The organism is Paenibacillus sp. PK4536 (genome assembly GCF_028594455.2).
Taxonomy (GTDB): domain Bacteria; phylum Bacillota; class Bacilli; order Paenibacillales; family Paenibacillaceae; genus Saccharibacillus; species Saccharibacillus nuruki.
In genome coordinates this window covers 418,760-434,077 of sequence record NZ_CP126313.1, presented here as the reverse complement: position 1 = coordinate 434,077, position 15,318 = coordinate 418,760, and the positions used below count along the sequence as shown (strand labels likewise).

14 protein-coding genes and 1 other annotated feature are annotated in these 15,318 nt (G+C 41.3%); all 14 genes read left to right on the top strand.

Annotation, left to right across the window (positions count from 1 at the left end; translation table 11 throughout):
- Positions 1-27 precede the first annotated feature (27 nt).
- The 14 genes from rlmB (at position 28) to rpsL (ending at position 15,294) form a co-directional block, all read left to right on the top strand.
- Positions 28-780: a 23S rRNA (guanosine(2251)-2'-O)-methyltransferase RlmB gene (rlmB, locus tag PO903_RS02215; protein WP_137225648.1), complete on the top strand. Its 753-nt coding sequence runs from the start codon at positions 28-30 to the stop codon at positions 778-780.
- Between the two features lie 5 nt (positions 781-785).
- A complete protein-coding gene (locus tag PO903_RS02210; protein ID WP_273592460.1) occupies positions 786-1,310 on the top strand; it encodes an NYN domain-containing protein in 525 nt (174 codons plus the stop codon).
- Between the two features lie 185 nt (positions 1,311-1,495).
- Complete coding sequence (sigH, locus tag PO903_RS02205; RefSeq protein ID WP_069328338.1) at positions 1,496-2,140, top strand: RNA polymerase sporulation sigma factor SigH; 645 nt, start codon at positions 1,496-1,498, stop codon at positions 2,138-2,140.
- A gap of 320 nt (positions 2,141-2,460) precedes the next feature.
- A complete protein-coding gene (secE, locus tag PO903_RS02200; RefSeq protein ID WP_069328339.1) occupies positions 2,461-2,652 on the top strand; it encodes a preprotein translocase subunit SecE in 192 nt (63 codons plus the stop codon).
- A 22-nt stretch (positions 2,653-2,674) separates the two neighbouring features.
- On the top strand, positions 2,675-3,208 hold the full coding sequence (nusG, locus tag PO903_RS02195; RefSeq protein WP_069328340.1) for a transcription termination/antitermination protein NusG: 534 nt from the start codon (positions 2,675-2,677) through the stop codon (positions 3,206-3,208).
- Between the two features lie 174 nt (positions 3,209-3,382).
- Complete coding sequence (gene rplK / locus PO903_RS02190; RefSeq protein WP_069328341.1) at positions 3,383-3,808, top strand: 50S ribosomal protein L11; 426 nt, start codon at positions 3,383-3,385, stop codon at positions 3,806-3,808.
- A gap of 95 nt (positions 3,809-3,903) precedes the next feature.
- The gene (rplA, locus tag PO903_RS02185; RefSeq protein WP_069328342.1) at positions 3,904-4,596 is read left to right on the top strand and encodes a 50S ribosomal protein L1; all 693 of its coding nucleotides are present in this window, start codon (positions 3,904-3,906) and stop codon (positions 4,594-4,596) included.
- Between the two features lie 76 nt (positions 4,597-4,672).
- Positions 4,673-4,837 (top strand) — a sequence feature (ribosomal protein L10 leader region).
- Between the two features lie 72 nt (positions 4,838-4,909).
- Entirely contained in the window at positions 4,910-5,413 is a 504-nt protein-coding gene (gene rplJ, locus PO903_RS02180) for a 50S ribosomal protein L10 (protein ID WP_069328343.1), read from the top strand.
- Between the two features lie 102 nt (positions 5,414-5,515).
- Positions 5,516-5,878: a 50S ribosomal protein L7/L12 gene (rplL, locus tag PO903_RS02175; RefSeq protein WP_069328344.1), complete on the top strand. Its 363-nt coding sequence runs from the start codon at positions 5,516-5,518 to the stop codon at positions 5,876-5,878.
- Positions 5,879-5,965: 87 nt separating this feature from the next.
- The gene (locus PO903_RS02170; protein ID WP_069328345.1) at positions 5,966-6,562 is read left to right on the top strand and encodes a class I SAM-dependent methyltransferase; all 597 of its coding nucleotides are present in this window, start codon (positions 5,966-5,968) and stop codon (positions 6,560-6,562) included.
- Positions 6,563-6,930: 368 nt separating this feature from the next.
- Positions 6,931-10,479 carry a DNA-directed RNA polymerase subunit beta gene (gene rpoB / locus PO903_RS02165; protein WP_069328346.1) on the top strand — a complete coding sequence of 1,183 codons (3,549 nt, stop codon included), beginning with the start codon at positions 6,931-6,933 and terminating at the stop codon, positions 10,477-10,479.
- 156 nt (positions 10,480-10,635) lie between these two features.
- Positions 10,636-14,250 carry a DNA-directed RNA polymerase subunit beta' gene (gene rpoC, locus PO903_RS02160; RefSeq protein ID WP_069328347.1) on the top strand — a complete coding sequence of 1,205 codons (3,615 nt, stop codon included), beginning with the start codon at positions 10,636-10,638 and terminating at the stop codon, positions 14,248-14,250.
- A gap of 237 nt (positions 14,251-14,487) precedes the next feature.
- On the top strand, positions 14,488-14,736 hold the full coding sequence (locus PO903_RS02155; RefSeq protein ID WP_069328348.1) for a ribosomal L7Ae/L30e/S12e/Gadd45 family protein: 249 nt from the start codon (positions 14,488-14,490) through the stop codon (positions 14,734-14,736).
- A 138-nt stretch (positions 14,737-14,874) separates the two neighbouring features.
- Positions 14,875-15,294 carry a 30S ribosomal protein S12 gene (gene rpsL / locus PO903_RS02150; RefSeq protein ID WP_069328349.1) on the top strand — a complete coding sequence of 140 codons (420 nt, stop codon included), beginning with the start codon at positions 14,875-14,877 and terminating at the stop codon, positions 15,292-15,294.
- Positions 15,295-15,318 lie beyond the last annotated feature (24 nt).

Genomic DNA, 15,318 nt, shown 5'->3' with positions numbered 1-15,318 from the left:
GATGATACAACATTAGGAGGAAACGGTATGGAAGAGGAATATATTGCAGGTAAGCATTCAGTAACAGAAGCTTTACGTGCTGGACGTAGTATCAATAAGATCTGGATTGCTGAAGGATCGCAGAAAAATCTAACACAACCAATTATGACAGAAGCCAAGAAAAAAGGAATCGTGGTGCAATTAGTAGACAAGCGTAAGCTAGATACACTTGTGCCTGATGTACAGCATCAAGGCGTTATCGCTCAAGCTGCTCCTTATGAATATGCAGAAGTTGAAGATCTTCTACAAGCTGCTCAAGCCAAAAACGAAGCTCCATTTTTGCTTTTGCTTGATGAAATCGAAGATCCTCATAATCTAGGTTCTATTCTACGTACAGCAGATTGTACAGGTGTACATGGAGTGATCGTACCGAAGCGTCGCTCTGCTTCAATCACAGCTACCGTATCCAAAACATCAGCAGGTGCTGTTGAATATGTTCCGGTTGCACGTGTGACGAATTTAGGACAAACGATAGATCGTTTGAAAGAGCAAGGTGTCTGGGTCGTGGGAACAGACGTAGATACAGACAGTAGCTTGTATGATGCTGAAGTATTCACAGGTCCAGTAGCGATTGTTATTGGAAATGAAGGTAAAGGTATGGGGCGATTGATTCGTGAAAAATGCGATGTGTTGATCAAACTACCAATGCAAGGTCAAATTAATTCATTGAATGCTTCTGTTGCAGCAGGTGTTGTGATGTATGAAGTGCTGCGTCGCAGACAATCTTTAGGTCAAGGTTAAATGTGATGACCGATTTACGGGATGTTCTTCTAGTAGATGGCTACAACATGATCGGAGCTTGGCCTGAACTGGCTCAGCTTTCCGAAATCGGTTTAGAGGAAGCTCGCGATCGTTTATTAAACAGATTGGCTAACTATCAAGCTTTCTCAGATCGCCGAGTGATTGCTGTATTTGATGCGTACCGAGTAATCGGTCTAGGCAAATCTTTTAATCAAGGTAAAGTCGAAGTCTATTTTACAAAAGAAAAAGAAACAGCTGACGAAGCGATTGAGCGGTTTGTTCGTGAACTTGGACGCAAACGCAGACAAATTTATGTGGCGACTAGTGATATGACAGAGCAACACGTTATTTTTGGACAAGGTGCGCTCAGAGTGTCAGCAAGAGAGCTATTGATCGAAGTTCAGCTTAGTGAAAAAGAAGTAAAACAAAAAATTATAGACCATAAACAAAGTGGAGCACGTAATACGTTAGATGGTAAATTAAATTCAAAACAACGTGATCTGTTTGAAAAGTGGCGCAGAGGAGAGTGAGCTGTCAATCAAATGACAGCTTACTTACGAACCTGCGTTCTATTTAATGCTAAATATCAATAAATGTCATCAAATAAGCGGTAAATACGACATAAGTTGTTGACGATGTGAGGTTACATAATATATACTTGGGCTATATTTCATAGGGTAACGGAGACCTTGCGTTGCAACCGGAGGGATTGTTTGTGAGTGTCGACCTCAAAGATATGATGGTGTCACCGTACGATTACCAAAGTGATGAAGATCTTGTAGAAGCCGTCCGGCAAGGCGATTCTCAGGCACTAGAGTACTTAATTACTAAGTACAAAAATTTTGTGCGTGCGAAAGCCCGATCTTATTTTTTGATTGGTGCAGATCGCGAGGATATTGTGCAAGAAGGTATGATTGGTCTGTACAAGTCGATTCGTGACTTTAAAGGCGATAAACTTTCTTCGTTCAAAGCCTTTGCTGAATTATGCATTACTCGTCAGATTATTACAGCTATTAAGACGGCAACACGGCAAAAGCATATTCCGCTCAATTCGTATGTGTCACTAGACAAACCGATCTATGATGAAGATTCTGATCGAACCCTGCTTGATGTCATTTGCGGTTCTCAGGTATCTGATCCCGAAGAGCTTGTCATTAACAAGGAAGAGTTCGTAGGATTGGAAGATAAGATGTCTGAGATTTTGAGCGATTTGGAACGTAAAGTTCTAATGCTCTATCTGGATGGTCGTTCGTATCAGGAAATTGCGGTTGATCTTTGTCGTCATGTCAAGTCTATTGATAATGCACTACAACGTGTCAAACGTAAACTGGAACGCTATCTCGAAGTACGTGATAATTGAATCCGGAAGCAATCAAGCAAAGACTCTTACTCTGGAGTCTTTTTTATTTGCTCAAGGGTGTATCAAAATAGTGACCCTATGGATGGAAAATATTTGTTAATCGTTGTGCTTTATTCGTTGACAGGGTTGGAACGCTATGATAAAGTGTTTTAGGTAGGCCTAATTTCGCCTGCTTTTTAATGTGTCAACCTTTGCTTTGCGGCAAAATGATTGCATTTAAAGCAAGTGTAACCACCCTGACCGCATGGGATGCGGAATGCACTAGTTCCAGAACTTGTGATTCTCATCATGTAACCAGATAGTCTTTTGGAGGTGTAGTCGTGGCACGAAGCTTCAAGTCTGTGTTTTCCTTTTTCTCCGAAAGCTGGGCTGAACTTAAAAAGGTTCGCTGGCCTAATCGTAAAGAGCTGACTAACTATACTCTTATCGTTATTGGTACGATTTTGTTTGTCGCCATTTATTTTTGGGTTCTAGACATCGGCATTTCCGCTGTGATCGAAGCGATAATTTAAGAAGGGTTCCAGGTGGCTTGATATGGAAAAAAGATGGTACGTCGTTCATACCTATTCAGGGTATGAGAACAAAGTCAAAGCCAATTTAGAAAAACGCGTTGAGTCTATGGGCATGGAAGACAAAATTTTCCGCGTTCTTGTTCCTATGGAAGAAGAAGTGGTAAACAAAGACGGTAAGAAAAAAACCGTTATGCGTAAAGTTTACCCCGGTTATGTTCTTGTCGAAATGGTTCAAACTGACGATTCTTGGTATGTTGTGCGTAATACTCCTGGTGTAACTGGCTTTGTCGGTTCAACAGGTGCTGGCTCTAAGCCAACCGCATTACTACCAGAAGAAGTAGAACAAATTCTCAAACACATGGGTATGGATGAGCCGAAGGAAACTATTGAATTCGACATCAATGAATCTGTACGCATTAAAGTAGGACCGTTTGCGAACTTTGTTGGCTCCGTGGAAGAAATTTTGGTTGAAAAGAGCAAGCTGAAAGTACATGTTAACATGTTCGGACGGGAAACCCCGCTTGAGCTAGATTATACTCAAGTGGAAAAGATATAGTAGGTTTCTAGGATGACACGGGGAATCATTGATGATCTCGTATCACAATGGCTCCTGACCAGTGCTTCCAGTTTTACCGCACTTATGTGATTATTTCGATTTTCGTATAATGCGGCGTTTTGCGTGGGAGGGCAGCAATGTCCGTCTACCACTATTCGCAAGGAGGTGTTTTACATGGCTAAAAAGGTAATCAAAATGGTGAAACTGCAAATTCCAGCGGGTAAAGCGAATCCGGCTCCTCCAGTAGGTCCGGCATTGGGTCAAGCAGGTGTCAACATCATGGCATTCTGTAAAGAATTCAACGCTCGTACAGCTGATCAAGCAGGTTTGATCATTCCGGTTGAAATCACAGTGTTTGAAGATCGTTCTTTCACTTTCATCACTAAAACTCCACCGGCTGCAGTTCTTTTGAAAGTTGCTGCTAAGATCGAAAAAGGATCTGGCGAACCTAATAAGAAAAAAGTTGCAGTTGTTAAACGTTCCGCAGTTCGTGAAATTGCAGAACAAAAAATGCCTGACTTGAATGCAGCGTCCGTAGAAGCGGCGATGTTGATGGTTGAAGGTACAGCACGTAGCATGGGTATCACGATCGAAGACTAATTCACTCTTGTAGTGAATAGTCTCAGTACTGAGTTCGTATGAATTCAGTAATTGTGGGAGGAATATCCGCTAATACCACAAAGGAGGAATATAAAATGGCTAAACACGGTAAAAAATATTTAGAAGCTGTTAAGCTTATTGATAGCGAAGCAACTTACGAGCCTTCAGAAGCTGTTGATCTAGTGAAAAAGGCATCTACTGCAAAATTCGACGAAACTGTTGAAGCAGCAGTACGTTTGGGCGTAGACCCGCGTAAACAAGACCAAGCTGTTCGTGGTGTAGTTGTATTGCCACACGGTACTGGTAAAACTCAACGTGTCTTGGTATTCGCTAAAGGAGAAAAAGCAAAAGAAGCAGAAGCTGCTGGAGCTGATTTCGTAGGCGATCAAGATATGATTAACAAAATCCAACAAGGATGGTTCGAATTTGATGTCTGCGTAGCTACGCCTGACATGATGAGCGAAGTTGGTAAATTGGGTCGTTTGCTTGGTGGTAAAGGTCTTATGCCTAACCCTAAAGCCGGCACAGTAACTTTCGACGTTACCAAAGCTGTTCAAGAAATCAAAGCTGGTAAAATCGAATACCGTCTAGACAAAGCAGGACAAATTCACGCTCCTATCGGTAAAGTATCTTTCTCTGCTGAGCAATTAAACGAGAACCTTAAAGCTCTTGTTGAAGCTCTTAACCGCGCTAAACCAGCTGCGGCTAAAGGTATCTACCTTAAAAACATTGCGATTTCTTCGACAATGGGACCAAGCGCACGCGTAAACGCTTCTATCTACAAATAATTAGTTGTTGACAATAGTCAATATACTTGATATTATGTAAAAGTTGTGAATATGCTTGAACTTTGTACTTGCATTTACATTTGAATATGTTTAACCGTAGACAGTAGGTGCTGTAACAGGCTTAATTTCCTACCGAGGTGTTATGATAGAATACCGGATACTTGAGAGCGCAGATTAGTCTGCGTCTCGGTTCCGCTCAATCAAGCCTTCGTCATTCTGCGGGGGCTTTTTTTAATGTCCGTGTAGGAAAGTCTTTTCTTCTGACTTCTACGGAAACAGAGAAAAGCTAGAATACGATCAGGAGGTGTCCAATTTGGCAAACGCAAAAGTAATCCATGCAAAACAAGAAGCGGTAGAAGTTGTTGCAGCAAAATTGCGCGAAAGCACAACTACTGTTGTAGCTGACTATCGTGGTCTAAACGTAGCTCAAATTACAGAATTACGTAAGCAATTACGTGAAGCTGGAGTTGAGTTCCAAGTATTGAAAAATACATTGGTTCGTCGTGCTACTGAATCTGCTGATCTTGCTGGTTTGAATGAAATTCTTACCGGTCCTACTGCTATTGCTTTCAGTAAAGATGATGCAATTGCTCCAGCTAAAATTTTGAATGACTTCGCTAAGAAAAACGAAGCTCTTCAATTAAAAGGTGGAGTGGTTGAAGGACGTATTGTTGGAGCTGAAGAAATCAAAGCGTTGGCAGAATTGCCATCACGCGAAGGTTTGTTGTCTATGCTTCTCAGCGTGCTTCAAGCACCAATGCGCGGTTTTGCACTGGCTGTCAAAGCTGTTGCAGAAAAAGAAGAGCAAAGCGCGTAAGCTTTTTGCTCAACCGTTACATCTGTTTAACAGATATAACGATGGCTGTGTGATCAGCTAAAATCGATTTAAAAATAAAACCATTATATGGAGGGTTTACAAATGAGTAACGAACAAATCCTTGAAGCCATCAAAGGCATGACAGTTCTTGAATTAAACGATCTTGTAAAAGCAATTGAAGAAGAATTCGGTGTAACTGCTGCTGCTCCTGTAGCTGCTGCTGGTACTGGTGGCGGCGAAGCTGCTGCTGAGCAAACAGAATTCGAAGTTATCTTGACTTCTGCTGGCGGATCTAAAATCAACGTAATCAAAGCAGTACGCGAAATCACTGGTCTTGGCTTGAAAGAAGCTAAAGAAGTAGTAGACAACGCTCCTAAAGCAATCAAAGAAAACGTTGCTAAAGAAGAAGCTGATTCTATCAAAGAAAAATTAGAAGCAGCTGGCGCATCTGTAGAAGTAAAATAAGAGGTTTCCTCTTATTTTCGGCAAACCCCTTGAATTCGTTCAAGGGGTTTGTTTTGTAGATCAGCTTGAAAAGAGGGAGCGGAGAATATGGGAGACCATTATTATTCCAATCAGCCAGGAGCGGCACACGATCGGCGAGTCCTGGAAGCAACCTTGCGAGGTAAAGTATTTCGTTTTACAAGCGATGCCGGTGTTTTTTCCAAAACAGGCATTGACTATGGAAGCCGGGTCTTAATTGAAGCAATAGATATTGCTGAGAATGCTCATGTGTTAGATGTAGGTTGTGGTTATGGACCTATGGGGCTATCTGCGGCTTATCTTGCGACTAAAGGTCATGTAACGATGGTTGATGTGAACGAAAGAGCTGTTCAGTTAGCAAAAGAAAATGCTAAATTGAATGGGATCAGTAACGTAACTATTTTGGAAAGTGATTTGTTTAGTGCAGTCAAAGGAAAGATGTTTGATGTGATTCTGACAAATCCACCTATTCGTGCAGGTAAATCGACAGTTCACACTATTTTTGAAGAGGCAGCAGAGCATTTGCATAAAGGTGGTACACTGTGGATTGTGATTCAGAAGAAACAGGGCGCTCCTTCAGCCAAAGCAAAATTGGAAGAATTGTTTGATACTGTAGAGGAAGTAACGAAAGATAAAGGCTATCGGATTTTCAAAGCTACTAAATAAAAGTTGCTTTAGGATCATTGACTCGAAGTTCTGAACATGGTATGATTACAAAATGTCAGTATTAAGATGCCCTTCTTGGCTTTAGTTTTCTGAAATAATCATGAAAATTAGTCATCCATGAAGGTGTTTAATATTGTCTATAATCGTATATTAAGGGGTATTTCGGTCAATTTCAGCCGTAATACAGCATTCAAATGTGTAATCACATTCGTTGGTAGTTGATGCTGCTCTTTTTTCGAAAGTATTCGATAAGGGCTTTTCTCTATTTTATGGATGTGAACTTCTATGTATGCACCTATTATACGTGATCCAAACAGTAGTTCGCAATGAAATTTTTAAGCGAGTAGACATTAAGGGGTGAGTTTAAGTTGGCAGGACATCTTGTTCAATATGGTCGACGCACTCGGCGAAGTTATGCACGAATTAACGAAGTTCTTGAAGTACCTAACCTGATCGAAATCCAACAGAAATCATATCAGTGGTTTTTGGAAGAAGGTTTGCGCGAAATGTTTCACGATATCTCGCCAATCCAAGATTTTACAGGCAATTTGGTTCTCGAGTTCATCGATTACAGCCTTGGTGAGCCGAAATATACAGTAGACGACGCAAAAGAGCGTGACGTTACTTATTCTGCTCCACTTCGGGTAAAAGTCCGTCTTATCAACAGAGAAACGGGTGAAGTCAAAGAGCAGGAAGTATTTATGGGTGATTTCCCGTTGATGACGGAAACCGGTACCTTTGTTATTAATGGTGCAGAACGGGTTATTGTCAGCCAGTTGGTTCGCTCTCCCAGCGTCTATTTCAGCACTAAAGTCGATAAGAATGGTAAAACATCATATACTGCTACAGTTATTCCTAACCGTGGCGCATGGCTTGAACTTGAAATGGATGCTAAGGATATCATTTATGTTCGTATTGACCGTACTCGTAAGATTCCAGTTACAGTACTATTGCGTGCACTTGGATTCGGTACAGATGCTGAAATCCTAGACCTACTTGGTAACGATGAATATATCCGCAATACTTTAGATAAAGATAACACGGATTCTACAGACAAAGCGCTGATTGAAATTTATGAGCGTCTTCGTCCAGGTGAACCACCAACTCTCGACAATGCGAAGAGCTTGTTAGTAGCGCGTTTCTTTGATCCAAAACGCTATGATCTTGCAAACGTAGGTCGTTACAAAATCAACAAAAAACTCCATATTAAAAACCGTCTTTTCAACCAACGTTTGGCTGAGACGCTAATTGATACGGATACTGGTGAAATTATTGCTGAAGCTGGACAAATGGTAGACCGTCGTCTTTTAGACGAAATCATGCCGTATTTGGAAGGCGATTTGAATCATAAAACATATCACGTAGCTGGCGGCGTATTGGATGATAATGATATCCCAATGCAAAGCATCAATGTATTCTCTCCAATCGAAGATGGTAAAGTTGTGACTTTGATTGCGAACGGAATTATTGATAAAACAGTTAAAAATATTACTCCAGCTGACATTATCGCTTCAATCAGTTATTTCTTGAACTTGTTGAACGGTATTGGCGATACAGATGATATCGATCACTTGGGTAACCGTCGTTTGCGCTCTGTAGGTGAGCTTTTACAAAACCAATTCCGTATCGGTTTGTCCCGTATGGAACGTGTGGTTCGTGAAAGAATGTCTATTCAAGATGCTAACGTCATTACACCACAAGCTTTGATCAATATACGTCCTGTTATTGCATCGATTAAAGAGTTCTTCGGTAGCTCCCAGCTTTCACAGTTTATGGACCAAACGAACCCATTGGGTGAATTGACGCACAAACGTCGTTTATCTGCTTTGGGACCCGGCGGTTTGACTCGTGAACGCGCAGGCTTTGAAGTTCGTGACGTCCATCACAGTCACTATGGCCGTATGTGTCCGATCGAGACTCCAGAGGGACCGAATATCGGTTTGATTAACTCCTTGTCTACATTTGCACGTATCAATGAGTATGGCTTTATTGAAGCTCCATACCGTCGTGTAGATCCTAAGACAAATCGTGTTACAGATCAAATTGATTATTTGACTGCTGATGAAGAAGATAACTATGTTGTTGCTCAGGCGAATGCAGCGTTGAATGAAGACGGATCTTTCACTGACGAAATGGTTATCGTTCGTTATAACAAACAAGCGGATAACATTTTACCAATGCCAAATGAACGTGTTGATTATATGGACGTATCCCCTAAACAGGTTGTGTCTGTAGCAACAGCATTGATTCCTTTCTTGGAAAATGATGACTCCAACCGTGCATTGATGGGTTCTAACATGCAGCGTCAGGCTGTGCCTTTGCTTATTCCTAAAGCACCACTTGTTGGTACTGGTATGGAGCATAAAGCAGCAAAAGATTCAGGCGTTTGTATCGTAAGTAAACATGACGGAATCGTTGAACGTTCTACTGCTAACGAGATTACAGTACGTCGTATTGAACTCGTAGATGGCAAAGAAGTAAAAGGCGATCTTGTTAAACATAAATTACACAAATTTATGAGATCGAATCAGGGAACTTGTATTAATCAACGTCCTATCGTTAAAACAGGCGATTACGTTCAAAAAGGAGATATCCTTGCTGACGGTCCTTCGACTGAGATGGGCGAGATTGCTTTAGGACGTAACGTAGTCGTTGCCTTCATGACTTGGGAAGGTTACAACTATGAAGATGCGATCCTATTGAGTGAAAAACTTGTTAAAGAGGATGTATACACTTCGATTCATATCGAGGAATACGAATCTGAAGCTCGTGACACTAAACTTGGACCTGAAGAAATCACACGTGATATTCCTAACGTTGGTGAAGAAGCACTCAAAAATCTTGACGAACGCGGAATTATTCGTATCGGTGCTGAAATTGCTGCTGGTGATATTCTTGTTGGTAAAGTAACACCTAAAGGTGTAACTGAACTAACTGCTGAAGAACGCCTTCTGCACGCTATCTTTGGTGAAAAAGCTCGTGAAGTTCGTGACACTAGTCTTCGTGTACCGCATGGTACTGATGGTATTGTTGTAGACGTTAAAGTATTCACTAGAGAAAATGGCGATGAATTGCCACCAGGTGTTAATCACTTGGTACGTGCATATATTGCGCAAAAACGTAAAATCTCTGAAGGCGATAAAATGGCGGGACGACATGGTAACAAAGGTGTTGTAGCACGTATTTTGCCGGAAGAAGATATGCCGTTTATGCCTGATGGTACTCCAGTACAAGTTGTATTGAATCCACTAGGTGTACCTTCCCGTATGAACATCGGTCAGATTCTTGAAGTCCATTTAGGTATGGCTTCTATGAAACTTGGTATTCATGTTGCTACACCAGTATTTGATGGAGCAAAAGAGTATGATGTATTTGATACAATGGAAGAAGCAGGTATGCAACGTAACGGTAAAACGATCCTTTATGATGGTAGAACCGGTGAAGAATTTGAACGTGAAGTAACTGTTGGTGTCATGCATATGATCAAGCTGGCACACATGGTTGATGATAAAATCCATGCTCGTTCTACAGGTCCTTACTCTTTGGTTACGCAACAGCCGTTGGGTGGTAAAGCTCAATTTGGTGGACAGCGTTTCGGGGAGATGGAAGTATGGGCACTTGAAGCTTATGGTGCTGCTTACACCCTACAAGAAATCCTTACAGTCAAATCTGATGATGTCGTTGGTCGTGTGAAAACATACGAATCCATCGTTAAAGGCGAGAATGTTCCTGAACCAGGTGTTCCTGAGTCATTCAAAGTTCTAATCAAAGAATTGCAAAGTTTGGGTATGGACGTCAAAATTCTCAATGAAAATGAGAATGAGATCGAAATGCGAGAATTGGATGATGAAGAAGAGGCGAGCACGAACGATAAGCTCAGTCTTAATCTAGAAGGTTCTGAAGTCGGAGCCGAGTAACTATTGCCACTACACATTCCCTATGTGATCTAACAATGAAGATAGACCGGAGATTTATCCCGGTCTATCCCTTATTGATGAGAGGGTATATGGGAATTCATACAGTTTTTGATAAGAATGACAATAAACAGGATTTGGCCTTAGGAGGGGTGTCTTTTGATAGACGTTAACAATTTCGAATTTATGAAAATTGGGCTAGCTTCCCCAGACAAAATTCGTTCTTGGTCCCGCGGAGAAGTTAAAAAACCGGAGACAATCAACTATCGTACGCTTAAACCAGAGAAAGACGGGTTGTTCTGTGAACGTATTTTTGGACCAACCAAAGACTGGGAATGCCACTGCGGTAAATACAAACGTGTACGTTACAAAGGCGTAGTCTGCGATCGTTGCGGCGTTGAAGTAACACGCGCTAAAGTACGTCGCGAACGTATGGGACACATTGAGCTTGCAGCTCCTGTATCTCACATTTGGTATTTCAAAGGTATTCCAAGCCGTATGGGTCTAGCACTTGATATGTCTCCACGTTCTTTGGAAGAAGTAATCTACTTCGCATCTTATGTTGTAACAGATCCAGGTGAGACACCGCTGGAGAAAAAACAACTTTTATCTGAAAAAGAATACCGTAGCTACCGTGAAAAATACGGTCATGGTTTCCATGCAGGTATGGGTGCAGAAGCGATTAAACGATTGCTTCAAGACCTTGATATTGATAAAGAACTAGAATTTTTACGTGAAGAGCTACGTACAGCTCAAGGTCAACGTCGTAATCGTGCGATCAAACGCCTTGAAGTTATCGAAGCATTCCGTAACTCTGGTAACTTCCCTGATTGGATGATCATGGATGTATTGCCAGTTATCCCTCCAGAACTTCGTCCGATGGTACAGTTGGATGGTGGACGTTTTGCGACGTCTGACTTGAATGATTTGTATCGTCGTGTAATTAACCGTAACAACCGTCTTAAACGTCTATTGGATCTAGGTGCACCTGACATTATCGTACAAAATGAGAAACGTATGCTTCAAGAAGCTGTCGATGCTCTTATTGATAATGGTCGTCGTGGTCGCCCAGTAACAGGACCAGGTAACCGTCCATTGAAATCTCTTAGTCATATGCTAAAAGGTAAACAAGGACGTTTCCGTCAGAACTTACTAGGTAAACGTGTCGATTATTCTGGTCGTTCGGTTATCGTTGTAGGTCCTTACTTGAAAATGTACCAATGTGGTCTTCCAAAAGAGATGGCACTAGAGTTATTCAAACCTTTTGTTATGAAAGAATTGGTTAACAAAGGTCTTGCTCATAATATCAAGAGCGCAAAACGCAAAGTAGAACGTGTAAGTCCAGAAGTATGGGATGTACTTGAAGAAGTTATTAAAGAACATCCAGTTCTTCTAAACCGTGCACCTACTCTGCATAGACTTGGTATTCAAGCATTTGAACCTATTTTGGTTGAAGGACGTGCAATTCGTCTTCACCCACTCGTATGTACAGCATATAATGCTGACTTTGATGGTGACCAAATGGCGGTTCACGTTCCATTGTCTGCTGAAGCGCAAGCGGAAGCACGTATCTTGATGCTTGCATCTGGTAACATTTTGAACCCTAAAGATGGTAAACCAGTTGTTACTCCTTCACAGGATATGGTCTTGGGCTCATTCTATCTAACTATGGATAATGATGAAGCTAAAGGTTCAGGTATGATTTTACGTACAGTGAACGAAGCAGTATCGGGTTACCAACGTGGCGTTGCTTCATTGCATGCTCGTGTAGCAATCCCTGTTAAAGCTTTGAACAAAACAAGCTTTACAGAGAAGCAACAAACAGGAATGATGGTAACAACTATCGGACGAATTATCTTTAACGAGATTTTCCCTGAATCATTCCCTTACATTAATGAGCCAACGCGTCGTAACTTGTTCCAAGGTACACCGGATCATTACTTTATCTATGATAAAGGTGTGAATATCCGTGAATTTATCAGTAGTGTTCCTCAAACAGGCGCTATCGGTAAAGAGTATTTAGGTTCAATTATCGCTCGTTGTTTTGAAATCTACCATACAACATTAACATCTATTATTTTGGATAAAATCAAGCAACTTGGATTCACTTATTCTACGCGTGCAGGTATTACTGTTGGTGTATCTGACGTTATTGTTCCTGTTGAAAAACAAGGAATCTTGGATGAGTCTGATAAAAAAGTTGCTGTTATTACGAATCAATACCGTCGTGGTTTGATTACGAATGAAGAGCGTTATGATCGTGTTATTGAGATCTGGTCTCGTACGAAGGATGATATTACTGAAGTCCTTATGAAATCAATGGATCGCTATAACTCTATTATGCTTATGGTTGACTCCAAAGCTCGTGGTAACAAATCGCAGATCACTCAGCTTGGTGGTATGCGCGGTCTGATGGCGAATCCATCGGGTCGTATCATCGAACTTCCAATTAAATCGAATTTCCGTGAAGGTCTGACAGTATTAGAATACTTCCTTTCTACTCACGGAGCGCGTAAAGGTTTGGCGGATACAGCACTTCGTACTGCTGACTCAGGTTACCTAACTCGTCGTCTAGTTGACGTAGCACAAGATGTAATCGTACGTGAAGAAGATTGTGGAACAGATAAAGGTTTCACTGTAAGCCGTATTCAAGATGGCAAAGAAGTTATCGAAGATCTTTATGATCGTTTAGAAGGTCGTTATTGCTTCGAAACTGTTCGTCATCCAAAAACAGGTGAGATTCTTGCTCGTCGTAACGAATTGCTAGATTCGGATAAAGCTGAAGCGATCGTTGAAGCTGGAGTTGAAAAACTTCAAATCCGTTCAGTATTAAGTTGTCGTGCAAAACACGGAGTATGTAAAACATGTTACGGTCGTAACCTTGCTACTGGTAAACACGTTGAGATTGGTGAAGCAGTTGGTATTATTGCAGCACAATCTATCGGTGAACCAGGAACACAGCTTACAATGCGTACGTTCCATACTGGTGGTGTTGCAGGGGACGATATTACTCAAGGTTTGCCGCGTATTCAAGAGCTTTTCGAAGCGCGTAATCCTAAAGGTCAAGCAATCATCAGTGAAATTGATGGTGTGGTTAAAGAAATCCGTGAAACTAAAGACCGTCGTGAAATCGAGGTTGAAGGTGAAGCAGAGACTAAAGTTTACCCTGTAACTTACGGTTCCCGCCTAAGAGTTAAAGAAGGTATGGAAATCGAAGCTGGGGATGAACTAACAGATGGTTCGATTGACCCTAAAGAAATGCTACGTATCAAAGGTATCCGTGGCGTACAGAACTATATCCTGCAAGAAGTACAACGTGTATATCGTAACCAGGGTGTAGAAATCAATGATAAGCACGTTGAAGTTATGATCAGACAGATGTTACGTAAAATCCGTATCATCGATGCTGGTGAAACAACATTGTTGCCAGGTTCATTTGTTGATATGTACGAATATGAGAATGCGAACAGAGTGGCAATCATGGCTGACAAAGAGCCAGCAGTTGCTAAACCAGTATTGCTTGGTATTACTAAAGCATCTCTGGAAACTGATTCCTTCTTGTCTGCGGCATCCTTCCAGGAAACAACTCGTGTCCTGACAGATGCAGCAATCAAAGGTAAAGTCGATAAATTACTTGGTCTTAAAGAGAACGTTATTATCGGTAAGTTGATTCCAGCTGGTACAGGGATGAACCGTTATCGTAGCGTTAAATTTGAAGATGCAGAAAAGTTTGAAGCCAAGAAACCTGGTCTTGAAACGGTAACTGTTGAGTAATTTGTTAATCTCGTTATAATGTAATCTTATATTGCTCATAAATAAGCGGCTGAACTGAACAACAGTTGATGTTATTCAGTTCTAGCTGCTGTTTAATGGGTGAAGTCAAAGAAATATAATGATTATTTATGAAATAGAATTATAGTTATCTATTGACAGTATCCTTTAGCTAATGGTACTATAGCAAAGGTGCGTGAATAGCATGCTGATCCCTGATCTTTTGGAGGAAATCGGAAGATGACTAATGACAAAGGATTAAAGGATGCCCGGATCAAAGTAGGCACAAAGCAGACAATGCGGATGGTCGAGACGGGTCAAGCTGAAGAAGTCTATGTTGCGCAGGATGCGGAAAATCATCTCATCTCGAAAATCGTTCAATTATGCTCGACTCATTCTGTTAAGATCACATATGTGGATACAATGAAAGAATTGGGCAAAGCTTGCGGAATCGAAGTGGGAACTGCTATGGCCGTTGTCCTTAAATAATGCAATCAGGAATGTTTTTGCTGGTCGTGAGTGGCAGGCAAGGACTTTTCATTTGTTCTTTTATGAACCACCTGGGTCTGTGGACTTAAGATATGGTTTATATTGGAACTACAAATATGGGAAGGGGGTGGCAACACAATGCCAACTATTAATCAATTAGTCCGTAAAGGACGTCAAGCTAAAATTGAGAAATCAAAATCACCTGCACTTCAAAAAGGGTATAATGCTTTGAAACGTCAAGAGACGAACATTAGCGCTCCACAAAAACGTGGTGTATGTACTCGTGTAGGTACTATGACTCCAAAAAAACCGAACTCCGCACTTCGTAAGTATGCTCGTGTTCGTTTAACGAACCGTATCGAGGTTACTGCTTACATTCCAGGTATCGGTCATAACCTTCAAGAACACAGCGTGGTACTTATCCGCGGTGGACGGGTTAAAGATTTACCAGGGGTTCGTTATCATATCGTTCGTGGTGCTTTGGATACAGCAGGCGTAAACAATCGTATGCAATCACGTTCTAAATACGGTACAAAACGTCCGAAAGAAAAAAAATAATCCAGTAGCGCAGATCACTGCGCT

Excerpts from the sequence above, each read along its gene's own strand:
- PO903_RS02210 (WP_273592460.1), top strand. The coding sequence starts at position 786 with ATGACCGATTTACGGGATGTTCTTCTAGTAGATGGCTACAACATGATC.
- PO903_RS02170 (WP_069328345.1), top strand. The coding sequence starts at position 5,966 with ATGGGAGACCATTATTATTCCAATCAGCCAGGAGCGGCACACGATCGG.
- rpsL (WP_069328349.1), top strand. The coding sequence starts at position 14,875 with ATGCCAACTATTAATCAATTAGTCCGTAAAGGACGTCAAGCTAAAATT.
- rlmB (WP_137225648.1), top strand. The coding sequence starts at position 28 with ATGGAAGAGGAATATATTGCAGGTAAGCATTCAGTAACAGAAGCTTTA.
- nusG (WP_069328340.1), top strand. The coding sequence starts at position 2,675 with ATGGAAAAAAGATGGTACGTCGTTCATACCTATTCAGGGTATGAGAAC.
- rplL (WP_069328344.1), top strand. The coding sequence starts at position 5,516 with ATGAGTAACGAACAAATCCTTGAAGCCATCAAAGGCATGACAGTTCTT.
- rplK (WP_069328341.1), top strand. The coding sequence starts at position 3,383 with ATGGCTAAAAAGGTAATCAAAATGGTGAAACTGCAAATTCCAGCGGGT.
- PO903_RS02155 (WP_069328348.1), top strand. The coding sequence starts at position 14,488 with ATGACTAATGACAAAGGATTAAAGGATGCCCGGATCAAAGTAGGCACA.
- rplA (WP_069328342.1), top strand. The coding sequence starts at position 3,904 with ATGGCTAAACACGGTAAAAAATATTTAGAAGCTGTTAAGCTTATTGAT.